A 15,303-nucleotide genomic window follows, 5' to 3' on the forward strand; every position below is an offset into this window, starting at 1 on the left:
ATTAAACAATAACCTCCCAGCGAAAGCGAAGTTCAGGACCACTCACCAGGCAACCCGGGGTTAAAACGGCTCCCTGTGAGGCAGGCTTTTCATTCACATAGATCTCCTGTCGCGAACGACAGAGGACCTGGTCTCCCTGGCGGTAAATCACGACAGATCCCGGCCAGTTCTTACAGACAATATGATTTTCTCCGGTAGCGCCCAGCAGGCAGTTGTCGGCCATCAGTACGATTCCATCCAGCCGTTGCTGAGGCTGATGGAAACTGGTGAACTCCAGACAGGCAGATGTGCTGAGTGCGGTTGGCTGGGTAAATGACAGGATGGTGTCCTGGTTCAGTTTAAGCGTCGCCCGGTCCGACAGCAAGACTCGATCATTGACGGGTCGTTCCTGGCAGAGCACTGGGGCATGGGCTTCCAGATAGTAACTTTCTCCGGAACGGGTAATCGTTGCGTGGTGTCGCGACAGGTTCGACAGTAAGGCCAGATCAGCCCATTCAGAACGTAGTGGGCTGCTGGAACCTGGTTTCCCCGGGCCCCCGATTCGCAGGGTCTCCTGCAGATAAACCAGCCAGGTGCCGACTCCGTCAATCCACAGCAGGTAATTCGTACCCGCATCAGTGGGGGCAGCAGACTGCCGGTCGTCTCTGGATGTGGGAGAAAAGAAGCCCAATGAAATTCCCCTGGGAAAACGCGGATGTGTCAGGAACCGGCGGTCCGGTTACCCTCTCATTTTAACGGATTAGAAAACGAATTGTGCGAAAGAATCCTGTTTTTACTGCGGTATTGACTGTTTTTCAAACCAGGCAACGGTGGCAGGCAGCCTTGTTTCACAACAAATCCTGCCTGCCACCCCCTCGCGCCTATGGTTCGCTACGATCACACAGCGATTATTGTGCAACGACCTTGTCGCCGGACTTCAGTTTGAAGTATTCATCCATCTGCTTTACGACATCCCGTTTCTCTTCGACTTTAGTGTCGACGGGAATCAGACCGGTGAACTTGCCTTCGGCGTCCAGCAGCTTCTCTTTGACGTCCAGCTGCTTATTCAGATCGCGGATCAGACCTTTTGCTCGCGTGAGCTGTGAGTTGTCGATCTGCAGATTGCTGACCGTTTCAGCAGCCTGAACTGATTTGAGACGTGCTTCCAGCTGTTCGATCTGTACTTCCAGGTCCATCTTGGAAGACAGCATGTTTTCCAGCTTTTCGCGATTGGCATCCAGTGCTTTTTCGCGGGCTTTCAAAATCTGCTGGTTGCGTTTCAGGGTCTCGGAAGCGACCTTAAAACGATCAAACCGTTGTGCCAGGTCATTGCGAATGTCATCCTTGGAATAAGTCCGACTTGCATAAACGAACTCTGTATCGTTCGATTCCAGGTCAGACCGCAGCGTGAACATGGCCTCTTTCTGCTGTTTCATCGCCAGCTCTGAGTCATGCATTTCCTGTTGCAGGGTTTCTACATCTACCTGCTGCTCAGCGATCACGTGCATGCAACGCCGGATATCCGGGACCAGGTCTTCTACCATCTTACGGGCACGTTCGACTTCAAAATCGACGGGAACTTCCGATTTCACAGCTTCCCGTACCGAATTGCCGGCCGTCTTCATGTAACTCACAACATCACGGCCAAAGACGAAGGTTCCCAGCGTGGCCAGCACTGCAGCACCTATCAAGATTTTCTTGCCAAAAAATAACATTGTCCAGACTCCCTCACTCCAAGATATGTTCGATTCGGAACAGTAGGCCAAACCGATCGGCCACGTTACAAAGAGTGATTCGCTGGAGAAAATCGATTATTGACCGTTTTTCAAAAGTTTTGACGCGATAAAATAAAAACGCCGTATCTCTCTACAGTATCGAGGGATACGGCGTCTTGTTTTGTTCGATCAATGTCGAAATTTAGCCGGCTGGCAGTGCCTTCAGGAAGAAATCGATAAAGTTCTGCGACATAATGCCTTTGATGTCAGCCTCGCTATAGCCCCGCTTTTCCAGGATACTCGCGTACATCTCAAGGTCCGCAATCGTATCCAGATCGTGCGGCGTCTGTTCTTTACCAAAACCACCGTCAAGGTCGGTTCCCATCCCGCAATGCTTCGCATTACCCGCCAGCTGGCAGATGTGATCGGTGTGGTTGGCGATATCTTCGATGGAAGTCGTTTTGGGATCAGAAACGCCGATCGTCCAGCCCGGTTTGATCATCCAGTTATCGAACGCACAGCCAATGACGGCCCCGCGTTCGATCAGGGCTTTGATCTGCTCATCGGTCAGCTGGCGATCCGCATCCACCAGCGCACGGCAGTTGTGATGGCTGGCCAGCACAGGCCCCTGGAAAATCTCCAGAGCTTCCCAGAAGGACTGATCAGCCAGGTGGGTTACATCCAGTAACATGCCGACCCGATCCATCTCTTTCAGCAGGGCAGGGCCTTCCTCTTTGAGACCACCGGTGCTGCCCGTTCCGTAGCAGTACGGACCAGGCCCATAATGCGCGGGGCCCAGAATTCGCAGGCCAGCATTAAACCAGTGCTCGATCTGACCGGGTGAGAGAATCGGCGGAGCCCCTTCCATGCTCAGAATGAACCCGATGGGAATCGTGCTGCCTTCTTCGCGAGCGGCTGCCTCGTTGGCTTCCCACTCCTCGACGTGACTCTTCAGGGTCTTACTGTCCGGAATTTCCCGCAGAACCCCCTTCTCCACCATGGCCCGGTAATAGGCCAACTGTCCCATGGCGACCCCATAGGCGGCTTCGCGGGACTGATAATGTGTCAGTGCTGCATCCTTGCGATGCAGGCGGGGGAGCAGCGTGGAGATGGTCATTCCCACGCCTCCTTTGCGAAGTGCATGCCAGGAAACGGTGGCTTCGCCGGGAATAATATTTTCGAACTGCCGTTCAAATTTACGAATTTCGCTGACCGGCAGTTCCAGGTCACGGTTCCATTCGCAGGCGTTCCAGGCCATATCAAGGTGGGCGTCAAAAATCAGCATGAATGTTCTATCCTGAATGTAGGTAGGGATGACCGGGTTCGGTCATCATGATAAGTCAGAGCCACGCAGGGGCGGCTTCAGGTCGAGGCAGGAGTCTCAGGGCCTTCTGTTTCAATTGTGGAGCCACCGCCACAGGCACAGACGCCTGCCGCGAGTGAAAACCAGCCCACAATCAACAGCGTGCCCCCGATGGGCGCGATCGCTCCCCAGAAAGTTTGACCGCTTAAGGTTAAAACGTAAAGACTGCCGGAGAAAAAAATGATTCCCAGCAGAAAACACCAGCCGGCAATGTTGAGCAGCTTCTGTTTTCGCGAAGTCACACCTGCAAAACCAACGGCCAGCAGCGCCAGTGAATGGTACATCTGGTACTGTGCGCCGGTTTTGAAGTCGTTCAGGTATTTCTGGGCAGCGGGCACTTCGACGCCGGTCACCGTTTTTAGCTGGCCCGCATATTTTTCTGCAAAGTAACCATCGATTCCATGCGCAGCAAAGGCACCCAGAATGACGGCCAGTCCACCCAGGGCCGCGCCAATTGTCGACCAGTTGAGAGAGCAGCAGGACATCAGTTTGTCTCCAGAATTATTTAGTAGGATCGCCTGTTCGGCTGACGAACATTAGAGTTCGATTTTTGTTCCCAGTACCTTCAGGAAAGCAGCCAGCCACTGCGGATGGGCAGGCCAGGCAGGTGATGACACCAGGTTCCCATCCACGTGCACGCCATCAATGGCTGTTTCCACATAAGTTCCACCCGCCAGATTCACTTCAGGTCCGCAGGCAGGATACGCAGTACAGCTGCGATCTTTGAGCACTCCTGCTGCTGCCAGCAGTTGCAGTCCATGACAGACGGCGGCCACCGGTTTGCCGGCTTCGAAGAAGCTGCGCGTGATTTCAAGTACGCGCTCATTGAGTCGAATGTATTCGGGAGCCCGTCCGCCGGGAATCAAGAGACCGGTGTAATCATCGGGATTGACCTCTGAGAAAGTCGCATTCAGGGTGAAGTTGTGCCCCCGTTTTTCGGAATACGTCTGATCCCCTTCGAAGTCGTGGATCGAAGTCCGGATGATGTCACCCGCTTTTTTATCCGGACAGACAACGTCGACCTGGTAACCGACCATAGTCAGCGCCTGGAAAGGCACCATGATTTCGTAGTCCTCGACATAATCGCCGGCTAAAAACAGAATTGATTTTGCTGCCATGAATGCGTCTCCCTCTTAAAAAACAGATCAGTGCCTGCGAACAGGAATGTACCTTTCCTGTCTGAGGGGCTCTGATGCTGTGAGATCAGGTTCGAATCGATTTCAGCTGACCAGCAGATAGATCAGCCGTATTCCAATCATAAGAGCCACCGAAAGTAATAACCAGCCAAACTGCTGTCTCAACTGCAGGCCTTTGAGACGGGAGTTCAGGTCCGAGCCCAGTCGAGCACCGATGGTCCCCCCCAGCAGGAGAGCGATTACAATTTCGATACTGACATTGCCGTGCAGGGCATGGGCAATCGTCGATTGAAAAGCCACAATCCAGACAATCACCAGGCTGCAGGTGATGGCGCGATGTGTGGGAATTCCCAGACCAAAAATCAGCATGGGCAGCAGCAGGATTCCCCCACTGATGCCCAGCAGGCCCGAAATCAGTCCGAGCGCCAGCCCAAACCAGGCGATCACCGGAATGGAAAGCGTCCCCTCGAACAGGTTGGGGAAAGTCGCTACCGGCGGGATGAGAAAGCGGTTTTTGAAAATCGCGTCCTTCAATTCTGAGTCCGGTCGACGTGCGCTTCTCAGGGAAATGACGGCCAGTGTCAGCAGCATCAGAAAATAGACAACCAGCACCACCAGGTCCGCTACGATGATCGGCTGTCCGTTCAGCTGGATCTTGGCGGAATTCTTTGCTTTTTCCAGAATGCTGGTCCCGGCGATTACGCCGAGGAACAGTCCTCCCGTGATGACCAGGGGAAAAGCAAGGTCCCGGATTTTGATCTTCCGAGCAAGCAGAGAGGTGGTCGCCGGTCCCAGAATCTGGCAGGCACTGGAGCCGACAGCCAGTTCCATGGGGACACCCAGGACGATATTCAGAATCGGGACGAGCAGAAAACCGCCCCCGACACCGAACATGCCTGCCAGGAAGCCGATCGCGCCCCCGGCCAGCGAAATCAGCAGAAAATCAAACAATCCCACGCTCATTTTCGCACCGCCTCAAATCTGGTAGTCGGGGAAAATGTAGTCGTCATCAGAGTTATTGTTCGAGCGATCTTGCCATTGATTGAAAATCCAGTTCACGATCACTCCCCATAACACGGGGATAATGATGCAGGCGATGATAAAAAAAATCTTATCCAGCATGTACCTGGCCTTCCTGGAAGTTCAAAACGATGTGCTTCGTGTTTAGAGGCAAACAGCGGTTGCTGTCAAGTGTCAGACTCCCCTTCCCTGAGATTGAGCATTGATCTTAGTTGTTTTTTCATGACTTTTATGGGAACATGTACGCACGTTACTATAAATGTCTCTGCCTGTTCTCATCGAGTGTGATCCGCATATGCCAGCCGAATCCTCTGAATCAGACCAGTTACTGCTGGATCAGATCCAGCTTAATCTGATTCAGGGAGTCGGACCGCGCATCCGGCGTTCCCTGCTGGACCAGTTTGGAACACCGAGTCAAATCTTAAATGCCCCTCGACAGGATCTGCTGAACGTGCCGGGGATTGGCGAGAAACTGGCCAACGCCATCATCTATCGTACTGCCAAATCGACGGCTGAAGAAGAACTGCAGCGCTGTCGCGCCGCAGGATACCAGCTGCTGTTTGAGGAGTCCGATGATTACCCATCCCTCTTAAGGGAGATGCCCGATCCCCCTGCCCTGCTCTACTGCAAAGGAGAGATCCTGCCCGAAGACGAACTGGCGGTTGCGATTGTCGGTTCACGAAAGTGTACGCATTACGGGTTGCAGCAGGCCGAAAAAATGGCAGCCGCCCTGGCTCGTGCTGGTGTGACAGTAGTGAGTGGACTGGCACGGGGCATCGATCAGGCCGCTCATCGGGGCGCTCTCAAAGCCGGAGGCCGAACGATCGCCGTAATGGCAACCGGGCTCTCCCATATTTATCCTCCCGAGCATCGCGAACTATCCGAGCAGGTCTCCGCTCAGGGGGCCCTGGTGACGGAGTTCCCCCTCGACCAGGCTCCCGTGGCCGGACTGTTTCCACAGCGTAACCGGATTATCAGCGGACTGTCGATGGGCGTGCTGTTGATTGAAGCGGGGCGTAAAAGTGGCGCCCTGCATACAGCCCGCCATGCTTACGAACAGGGGCGAGACGTATTCGCCGTTCCGGGACGAATAGATCACCCGGCGAGTGCCGGCTGTCATGATCTGATTCGCGATGGCGCCATGCTTGTTCGCAGCGTAGATGATGTACTGGAAGGCTTGAGTCCCGCTAAAACTCCGGTGAAGGTCTCAGAAAACCGTGAAGTGCATACGCCGCGCGAACTCTCTCTGAGCGATTTTGAACGGGATGTGCTGAATTTGGTCACACTCGAGCCACAGCATTTGAATGAAATCGTGCAATCCAGTAATCTCGACTCGTCCCGCATTCTTTCCACCTTGACGGTTCTGGAAATGCGGAAGGTCGTTAAACGTCTGCCGGGTGGTTTTCTTGTCAGAGCCACCGGCTGATCCGAACTCTGTCTTTGCTGCGATTGTTATCCTCTATGAATCTGGACTCTGCAGATACCGCCCCCGGGCAGGCGGTCTACACGAGAAAAATGCTTTCCATCTACGATATCTGGGTTCTGGGAATTTCCAACTCCCTGATCTGGAAATGTCGCACTAAACAGATTCTGAACTGGATGAATCAGAGCCTGACTGCCAATCACCTCGATGTCGGCGTGGGCACCGGTTATTATCTGGAGCATTGCACCTTTCCGAGCTCTGAAGTCCGCCTGGGACTTCTGGATTTGAATCCCAACAGTCTGGCGGCCGCTGCCAGTCGGAGCGCACGCTACCAGCCGGAAGTCTATCAGGCCGATGTACTGGCTCCCCTGCCTCAGCAGTCACGCCCTTTCGATTCAGTCAGTCTGAATTATCTGCTGCACTGTCTACCCGGCGATCTGACATCAAAAGCAAAGCTGTTCGATCATCTGGGTCCCTGGTTAAACCCGGGCGCCATCTTCTCTGGAGCTACGATTTTGAGCCAGGGAGTCCCGCGTGGCTTTTCGGCCCGGCGTCTGATGAATTTTTATAACCGGAAAAAGATCTTCACAAATACGTCGGACAGTCTGGATGAGTTACAATCCCAACTCGCAAGTCGCTATACTGACGTGGAAGTGAAAGTGACTGGCTGTGTTGCCCTCTTTCGCGCCCGCACACCTTCACCAGATTAACGATCATCGACATGGAAATACGCGCCTTCGCCGAACGGGTTCTCTTGAGTGAGTCTCTGGAAGAGAAACTGCTTCCCGCCCCTGAAGTACTGACTGACGAACATCCAGGAGATCCTTTGCGTATTCAGGAACCAGGACGACCTGCTAACCTGAAGTTCGCTCCCCCGCGAACCGCCCCCGGTATGCCGAAACCCTCTGCTCTGATGGAACAGGACAAGCGGGCCCTGGCACATCACATCATGGCGAATCATGAACTGCAGGCCCTGGAAGTAATGGCCTATATTCTGTGCGCCTTCCCCGATGCCCCGGCAGAGTTTCGCCAGGGAATGTGTAACATCATGGCAGATGAGCAAAGACACACTCGCATGCATAAGGAACGTGCCTCCGTGCTGGGGCTGGAGTTCGGCAGCCTGCCCGTGAATTGCTACATCTGGAAAAAAGCACTGAGTTACGAAAGTCTGCTGGATTATCTCGCCGGTCTGCCACTCACGTTCGAAGGTCGTAACCTGGATCATACCCTGGAATTCGAACAGTATTTTCTCGATGCCGGCGACCAACGGAGTGCCGCGTTGATGAAGGTCGTCTATCGCGATGAGATTCAGCACGTCGCCTTTGGCCTGCACTGGCTGCGACACTTAAAACCCGACCACCTTTCTGACTGGGAGACCTACGAACAACATCTGCACTGGCCGGTACGAGCTGCCCTGTCGGTCGGCGATACCTTCAATCGTGAGGGACGCAAGGAAACGGGAATGACTGACGAATTTATTGAGCAACTCTATCAGGCCGCTCAGACTGATCAGCCACCGAATCAGAAGCCTAAGAAACTGGATTAGACTCACAAAACAGGAAAACCGAGCATGCCGCCACGATGCAAACCAGTCTGGGACAAAGTGATCTTTGTAGACTGGCATGGCGTGCTGTCCTGTGATCCCTTCTGGCTCTCTATCCTCCATAACAGCGACCATCCCCTGCACTCCCAACTGACGGACGCAGCCGAAGTCCTGTTTCAAGACGAGACACTGATCCATGACTGGATGCGGGGAGATGTTTCTGCGGACCAAGTTTTAGACAGATTAGATGTCAAACTGGATGATTCATTTCCCCCTGACTATCTGAGTCGCAAGCTGTTAGAGGACTGTGAGTTGATGCAGGTCAATCAGCGGCTGGTTCAGATTTTGAGTGAGATCCGGCAGCAGGGAATTGGAATCGTTCTGGCGACCGACAATATGGACTGTTTTCAGGAGGCACTTCTAGACGCAAACGCGCAGAGACCGTTAACAACTCAATCCGTGGAAGGGGCAACGGTCTCGTTCCGTCACGCTGCTCAGTTGTTTGATGAGGTGCTCTGTTCCTGCAGCCAACGTGTGCTGAAACGAGAAAACCCAGAACGGTTTTACGGCAGCTGGCTGAGCGCGCACGCGCTTGATTACAGGGACACCTTGCTGCTGGATGACCTCGAGGTGAACTGCAGTGCCTTTCATAGAGCAGGGGGGAATGCAATCCAAATCACCGATCAGTTATCTGATAGCGATTTGTCTTTGTTAAAGACTCAAATTCAAAACTGGAGCCATGAGCATTGCCAGAGCTCACTCAGACAATGCTGAATCAAAGTAGAGACATTTAGATGAAAACAGCAGGCTTTCTATTTCGCCGGCTTCTGATTTCGTTTTTTGCGTTTCTTTTCCAGGCTCGGGTGTTTCGGACCACCGCCCAGGTAGGGATGTTTTTCCAGTTCGTCTCCCTGTCCCAGTTCGCGGGGATCATGAGTGGCAACCAGCTTTTGATGCAGTTCCTTCGCGAGCCTGGCTTTGATCATCTGATACATGGGATCCTGGGCCACGTTCTGTAGCTGGTCGGGATCATTCCGCAGATCGTATAATTCTTCTGCAGGCAACTTGCCGAAGGCCAGTTCATACAGTCGGCGATGTTCCGCATCCTTATCTTTATGGGTAACCATATAGGTCTTGGTCGGGCCATTATCACAATCCCCGTACCAGGTGCCCGGAATGGCTGCTTTGGTGTAGTTGGGTGTACCCACGGGCCAGCGATCAGGCCGGTAATTGTGGATGTAAAGAAAATCGTCCGTCCGAATCGCACGGCAGGGGTAGCCTCCCATGTCAGGTTCTTCCTGTGAGGGAACGTGTCGCTCCTTGCCAAAGAAGATTTCATCGCGGTCAGCTACGATGCGTCCCGAGCCGGGCGCATCCAGAACAGGCATCAGACTCTTGCCGGTGACGTCCTGGGGAATTTCGACACCGGCGGCTTCGTAGAATGTGGGGGCGAGGTCAATCAGACTGACGAAGTCTGTCACACTCCGATTGGGCTGAATGTGAGAAGGCCAGCGCGCCGCCAGGGGAACGCGGGTACCGGTATCATACAGGCAGCTCTTGCCCCGGGGAAAAGGCATACCGTGGTCGCCGGTCATGAAGATGATAGTATTGTCCAGTTCGCCTTTTTCTTCCAGCAGTTTCAGGGCGTCTCCCACGAGCTGGTCGAATCGCTGGACTTCAAAGTAATAGTCGGCGACGTCGCTACGGACTTCCTGTGCGTCAGGGAAGCAGGCGGGCAGTTTGATTTTGCTCAAATCCATGCCACTTTCTACACCCGATCCTGGGGCGTACGGGCGGTGGGGATCGCTGCTGCCTAACCAGAAACAGAAGGGCTCATCGCCGTCCCGCTGGTTGAGGAAGTCCTGAAAGTTTTTGAATCGTTTTCCAGCCAGTTCGCGAGAGCGGGTTTCGGTACGCCCCGGTCCCCAGGCTTTACCCGTGTGTCCTACAGTGTAACCGTGTGATTTCAGTATCTCCGGATAGGTCGTGAGACGATCCGGAAAGATACAGTGCAGGTTCGCTCCCGCATCGAGTTGCCAGTGATATTTACCGGTCAGAATGGCACCACGGGAAGGCGTGCAGGAAGGGGACGAGACATAAGCATTCTGAAACAGAACCCCTTCGCGGGCGAGCCGGTCGAAGGTTGGAGTTTTAACCACGGGGTCGCCATAAGCGCCGGCATGAGGCCAGCCCCAGTCGTCGGCAATCGCAAACAGAATATTAGGGCGTTTTGATTTTTCTGCAGACTGAGCTGCGGAAGTAGGAATCAGATTAGATGCCAGCGTCAGACAGAACAGCAGACGCAGCCAGATAGAACCATTAAACATAGCGCACCTTTAACGGTAAGGAATTCAGAAAACGTTTCTGAGTTCCACTTTACTTACGGTTCTGGAGGTAAGCAAGTAAATCCCGGATTTCCTGTGGGGTCAGGCGCTGTTCGAGGCCCTTGGGCATGATGGATGTTGGTGATTCCTTCATGACTTCGATTTCATCGCGGGCGATGCGCACTTCCGAGAGGTCAGCAGTGCGCAGGTAAACGGTGTCCGTCGATTCGCGGCTGATGACGCCGGTATAAATTCGACCGGAATCCGTGACGACCAGGTAAGAACGATACCCGCGGGCAAAGCTGGCGCTGGGGAGCGCGATTGCTTCCAGCAGGTCAGTCCCGGTACGGATGGCACCGATACGCGTCAGGTCGGGGCCAACTTTCCCCCCCTGATCCTCGACAGCATGACAGCCGGAGCAGGCCGCTTTCTTGCCAAAGAAGATTTTTCGGCCTTCCTCGATCTGTCCCTGAGTCAACAGCGGCTTCAGTGATTCCAGATGTGCTTTCTGCTGAGCGAGGTCGACCCCCAGTTTTTTCAGCAGGGGATCTGCTGCTTTCTGGACCGGTTCCGGATACTTCTTGAGCAGACTGGCCAACTCATCTGCAGAGAGGTTCGTGGCCGCAGATGAAGCATTCAATGCTTTGATCAGTGCCAGCCCAACCGGTTCAGCGTTATTTTTGGTGTAGGCTCTTAACAGCACGGGCAAGGCAAGAGGACCGGGGGCATCGAGCTGTTTTGATAATTGAATCAGTTGACCTTCAGATAATGGCAGACCGGCCAGGGCCCGGGCTGCCGCCAGTCGATCCAGAGGCGGATATTCTTCGCTCATGCGTGCAATCAGAAAATCGAAGGGTTCAGCCTCGACAGATTTCAATTGAGAACCGGTTGCCGACAATGCTTCAATTCTGAGTGTGGCTGGCTGCTGAGTGTCGAGTGCCAGTGATGTTAGCAAACCACTTAACTCTGGCAGATCATTAGTTTGTGCAATCCGAATCACCAGGATCTGCAGTTCTGAGTCTTGGGATTTCAGCGTCGATTCCAATGCCTGTCGCCAGGCTACGGGGAACTCTTTCAACGCGGATCGTTGAATTACTTCCAGCAGGATACTCTTTGCGGAATGTGAGGTGTTTGGATTCGTTAATGCCTGGGCAATCAAAGTCTGGACTTCCGGGTCAGCGGCTTGTGCGATCAGGAAGCCTCGCAGGACGGCGGCCCGTTCTGCACTCAGGGACTCTTCACTCAGCCAGGTTTTCAGCAGGCTCAGTGTTTCACCGGCCCAGCCTTCATGTTCGCCAATAATGGTCAACGCTTCTTTCTGCAGCGACGGATCGTCGGTGTCGAGCAGGGGGGTAACCAGTTCGCGTGTCAGGTTGCCTGAGTTCATCTGGTCCAGGGTGATCAAGGCCGCGCGACGAACAGCCGGGCTTGAGTCACTCAGGCCCGCCAAAATCAGATTACGTTGATCAATGCGGATCAGTGCGTAAATCAGGGCGTGTTCCAGCGTACGATCAGGAGCCCCTTTGATCGCCTGGAAAAGCGACTCGACAACGGTTTTCAGTTCTGCGTTGGAGATCGTATCGCCCCGTTGTCCCGCTTCACAGATGCGTCCCAGGGCGGTAGCCGCATTTCGTTGAATTGCCGGATTCTCAGATTTCAGGAGCTGAGTCAACTGGGAAACGGAACTCACATCCCGCAGTGTGCCGAGACTCTTGGCCGCCGTCATCTGCACGGAAGCCGAGGAATTCAGACCGTGCTGAATCGCGGTTCGTGCTTTATCGGTGCCAATGCGTGTCAGTGTCCAGACTGCGTTGCGTTTACTGGTATCGTTGTAGAAAGAGCCTGCGGGAGCGGCGACAACTTTGGACAACATTGGAACGGCATGATCGCCGGCTTTGGCCAGTTCATCGATGGCCTTTCGTTGCACGAATGGACGTGAGTCATTCAGGAGTTGAATTTTTCGTTCGGGAGAAAAGGAGTTCCAGTCGAGCGCCAGTCCGTAGGGATCCTGTACCGGCGGAGTACCCGATTTTCGAATGCGGTAGATGGCGCCATGGATATCTGGTTTCGAGATCTGCGACTGCGGACAGCCGATGCGGAACCAGCCCCCGGTATTAATCACCAGCAGACTGCCATCCGCGTCTTCGATGACATCGGTGGGATGGAAATCGGGGTCATCAGAGACGAGAAAGTCTTCCTCTTTCGTTTCAAAGCTGGCACCATTGCGTACCAGTTGCGTACGAATCACTTTATGAGTGTTGAAGATGGACGTGAAGATGTTTCCCTGGTAATCAGGGCCGAACTGAGGCGAACGATAACGCAGCATCCCCGAAACTGCGACATGTCCAAAGCGGGTGATCGGGCCCAAGAGGTCCCCCGTGCGTTTGAACTCAGCCACACAGTCTTCAAAGTGCGGATATACGCCCCCTTCCAGCCAGTGAACCAGACAGTCGACACGCGGACGTGTGAGTAGAATATTGACAGAACCGATCATTTCCCCTTCCGGTGTGAAGTCAATTTCCACCGGGTTATCCATACCACCGCCGCAGTGGACTTCAATATCAGAGCCATCAGGATTGCAGGAGAAGATTCGGGCAGCCAGTCCTTTGCTGGTGACTTTTCCCGACTTGTCTTTGAATTCGTGACCATGGCGGCCATCACACCAGTAGAGTCGTCCTTCCGGTCCGCGAAAGCAGCCATGAATACTGGCGGCGTTTCCGGAGAAGCCAAACGAATCGACGATGATCTTGCGCTCATCGGCAACGCCATCGTCGTCATGGTCGGTGAGTTTCCAGATATTAGGCGGGCTGGCGACATACAGTGATCCATCATGCCAGAGCGCACCCATGGGCAGCGTCAGCTTATCAGCAAAGACGGTGCTCTTGTCAAAACGTCCGTCGCCGTCCAGGTCTTCCAGCATGCGGATCATGCTTTTAGGTTCTTTGATCAACTGAGGAGCCCGCGTATTTTCACCGGAACTCTCAGCAATGAACAGTCGACCGCGATCGTCGAAGCCCGCCATCATCGGATATTTGGTGAGTTCACTGTTGGTGACGCGCTCGATTGTGAAGCCTGCGGGCACGCGAGGCATTTCTTCGGCGTGAGTGACTGCATTGAGGGACAACACAATCAGAGACAGACAACTTAGAACGGAAATGCGAGTCAGTTGAATGGTCACGGCTGGCACCTTAGTAGAGGCAGGAATGAAACGGTCGCACTCTGTTATTTAAGACATCAGAGTAAGAAGAATTGATATTGTAAACAAAGTAAAGAATGTTCACAAACAGGAAATCCAAGTTTTCCTGATTTCTCCGTTTGTGAGAACGCGTGATTTTTTGAGTCCGCATTGCAACATTTCTCATGTCCCCTTTGGATCAGAAGTTCGTACGCGAAAAAAATAAAAAATAGTGATCTTTTCTGAGCGAAAATCGGCGGGAAAGTTCGCCGGAAATCGTCAATCGTCGGCAGACAGCGGGATCTGACGTTTCCCTGTTATGAGCCCTCCTCTGAAAAAATTAGATCGCTTTTTTACCGCTATAATTCCTCACGTAACGCACATCCAATCACCTCAAAACGGGAGACAGACACATGGAATCAGCAGGAGTAATTGCACGTCAGAAACTGACTGAGAAACAGCACGCGATCTATTCCTTCATTAAACAGGAAATCACCGAACATCGACTCTCACCCACTGTGCGCGAAATTGCGGATCGCTTCGGTATTCGCTCCTCCAATGGCGTGATGTGTCACCTGCGTGCCTTGGAACGGAAGGGCTGGATCAAACGGGATTACTACCTCTCTCGCGGCATCACGCTGGTGGCAGAACCCGTCACGCAGTTTCTCACACTGACGCCCGGTGAAGCAGGGTGCCTGGGTGATGTCTATGTGGGTTGTGTGGGAGTCGAAGATCGCAGTGTGACTCTCGAGTTCATCGCTCCCGACACGATGGGAGAGGTTCAGAAAGATCTCTGAGGCATACGGTCAGTCAACTAAGTCAACGTGAATGAATAAAACAGGACTTGAGACCTTTGATTATGGATAAGGCAGGAATGAAACACGAAACGGATAAGAATGATCATGCTTTCCCACTTCATTGCATTGATGAACAGAGGGCGGCAGTAACAGGTCAGGATCATGCTTCTATGTCGCAGGTAGATTTTCCCACTCAACTGCAACAGAGTTTCGCAAACCTGGTTCTGATTGAGGATGAGTACGATGGTCTGTCGTCTATCGAGGCGACCACCGATGTGCAGCATTGCCGTGATTTACTGAATGATCAGGAGCGGCAGATCAATCAACTTATGCGAAAGCTGAATCAGGAAAAGTCTCGGCTCAAGCGTCTGCAGGGGGATCTGGAGGAGGCCGAGGTCTGTCTGTCGATGGCACAGTCCTATGAAGCAGCATTGGCTGGCTGGAGAGAATCACTCAATGCGTTTGATGCACTCCAACGCGAGTCTCTGAATCAGCAGCACAGTTTCTCACTGGCCGAGCAAGCCTGGGAAGACCTGCAGCATGTCGAGCAGCAGGCTCTGAGGGAACTCGAATCCGCGACGACCTATGAAACGATTCATACTCCTTACGGTTCAACGACGGTTCCCAGGCAGGAAGGCATGCTGCCTGATGAAATCTCAATCGAACTGCTGGGCGATTATCTACCTGTCTCAATCGAGACAGACGGTGCCCGTCTTTCTCTGGAACAGTGCGCTGACGGGACGGCGACTTACACGGTGCACTGCTCCTGATTGAATCACGATGCTGATCACGGCTGCTCATTTTCAATAACCTCTTTCTGCAGGGAGA

15 protein-coding genes are annotated in these 15,303 nt (G+C 53.4%); 6 read left to right on the forward strand and 9 right to left on the reverse strand.

The window, feature by feature from the left end; all coding sequences use genetic code 11:
• Position 1 precedes the first annotated feature (1 nt).
• The 7 genes from F1728_RS15470 to F1728_RS31265 form a co-directional block, all read right to left on the reverse strand.
• The gene (locus F1728_RS15470; RefSeq protein WP_155364875.1) at positions 2–670 is read right to left on the reverse strand and encodes an FHA domain-containing protein; all 669 of its coding nucleotides are present in this window, start codon (positions 668–670) and stop codon (positions 2–4) included.
• A 217-nt stretch (positions 671–887) separates the two neighbouring features.
• Positions 888–1,694: a hypothetical protein gene (locus tag F1728_RS15475; protein WP_145045424.1), complete on the reverse strand. Its 807-nt coding sequence runs from the start codon at positions 1,692–1,694 to the stop codon at positions 888–890.
• 202 nt (positions 1,695–1,896) lie between these two features.
• The gene (locus tag F1728_RS15480; RefSeq protein ID WP_155364876.1) at positions 1,897–2,979 is read right to left on the reverse strand and encodes a dipeptidase; all 1,083 of its coding nucleotides are present in this window, start codon (positions 2,977–2,979) and stop codon (positions 1,897–1,899) included.
• A 77-nt stretch (positions 2,980–3,056) separates the two neighbouring features.
• The gene (locus tag F1728_RS15485) at positions 3,057–3,542 is read right to left on the reverse strand and encodes a DUF423 domain-containing protein (protein WP_155364877.1); all 486 of its coding nucleotides are present in this window, start codon (positions 3,540–3,542) and stop codon (positions 3,057–3,059) included.
• A gap of 51 nt (positions 3,543–3,593) precedes the next feature.
• Positions 3,594–4,175 carry a DJ-1/PfpI family protein gene (locus tag F1728_RS15490; RefSeq protein WP_145192907.1) on the reverse strand — a complete coding sequence of 194 codons (582 nt, stop codon included), beginning with the start codon at positions 4,173–4,175 and terminating at the stop codon, positions 3,594–3,596.
• A gap of 102 nt (positions 4,176–4,277) precedes the next feature.
• A complete protein-coding gene (locus F1728_RS15495) occupies positions 4,278–5,156 on the reverse strand; it encodes a sulfite exporter TauE/SafE family protein (protein ID WP_155364878.1) in 879 nt (292 codons plus the stop codon).
• A gap of 12 nt (positions 5,157–5,168) precedes the next feature.
• Positions 5,169–5,315 (reverse strand): hypothetical protein, encoded by a 147-nt coding sequence (locus tag F1728_RS31265; protein ID WP_187781903.1) that lies wholly within the window; start codon positions 5,313–5,315, stop codon positions 5,169–5,171.
• Positions 5,316–5,508: 193 nt separating this feature from the next.
• On the opposite strand from F1728_RS31265, the gene dprA reads away from it, so the two are divergent.
• From dprA to F1728_RS15515, 4 genes are read left to right on the forward strand one after another with little or no spacing between them, the layout of a single operon-like run.
• On the forward strand, positions 5,509–6,639 hold the full coding sequence (dprA, locus tag F1728_RS15500) for a DNA-processing protein DprA (RefSeq protein ID WP_155364879.1): 1,131 nt from the start codon (positions 5,509–5,511) through the stop codon (positions 6,637–6,639).
• A 35-nt stretch (positions 6,640–6,674) separates the two neighbouring features.
• Complete coding sequence (locus F1728_RS15505) at positions 6,675–7,346, forward strand: class I SAM-dependent methyltransferase (RefSeq protein ID WP_155364880.1); 672 nt, start codon at positions 6,675–6,677, stop codon at positions 7,344–7,346.
• 11 nt (positions 7,347–7,357) lie between these two features.
• Complete coding sequence (locus F1728_RS15510) at positions 7,358–8,182, forward strand: ferritin-like domain-containing protein (RefSeq protein ID WP_155364881.1); 825 nt, start codon at positions 7,358–7,360, stop codon at positions 8,180–8,182.
• Between the two features lie 24 nt (positions 8,183–8,206).
• Positions 8,207–8,953: an HAD family hydrolase gene (locus F1728_RS15515; RefSeq protein WP_155364882.1), complete on the forward strand. Its 747-nt coding sequence runs from the start codon at positions 8,207–8,209 to the stop codon at positions 8,951–8,953.
• A gap of 38 nt (positions 8,954–8,991) precedes the next feature.
• On the opposite strand, the gene F1728_RS15520 is transcribed toward F1728_RS15515, so the two are convergent.
• Together F1728_RS15520 and F1728_RS15525 are read right to left on the reverse strand one after the other, a co-directional pair.
• Positions 8,992–10,506, reverse strand: coding sequence for a sulfatase family protein (locus tag F1728_RS15520; RefSeq protein WP_155364883.1), 1,515 nt, complete (start codon positions 10,504–10,506; stop codon positions 8,992–8,994).
• 49 nt (positions 10,507–10,555) lie between these two features.
• Entirely contained in the window at positions 10,556–13,681 is a 3,126-nt protein-coding gene (locus F1728_RS15525) for a PVC-type heme-binding CxxCH protein (protein WP_155364884.1), read from the reverse strand.
• Positions 13,682–14,091: 410 nt separating this feature from the next.
• Between F1728_RS15525 and F1728_RS15530 the strand changes: the two genes are divergently transcribed.
• Positions 14,092–14,475, forward strand: coding sequence for a LexA family protein (locus F1728_RS15530; protein ID WP_155364885.1), 384 nt, complete (start codon positions 14,092–14,094; stop codon positions 14,473–14,475).
• A gap of 170 nt (positions 14,476–14,645) precedes the next feature.
• Complete coding sequence (locus F1728_RS15535) at positions 14,646–15,245, forward strand: hypothetical protein (RefSeq protein ID WP_155364886.1); 600 nt, start codon at positions 14,646–14,648, stop codon at positions 15,243–15,245.
• Positions 15,246–15,303: the final 58 nt, after the last annotated feature.

Source organism: Gimesia benthica (assembly GCF_009720525.1).
Taxonomy (GTDB): Bacteria; Planctomycetota; Planctomycetia; order Planctomycetales; family Planctomycetaceae; genus Gimesia; species Gimesia benthica.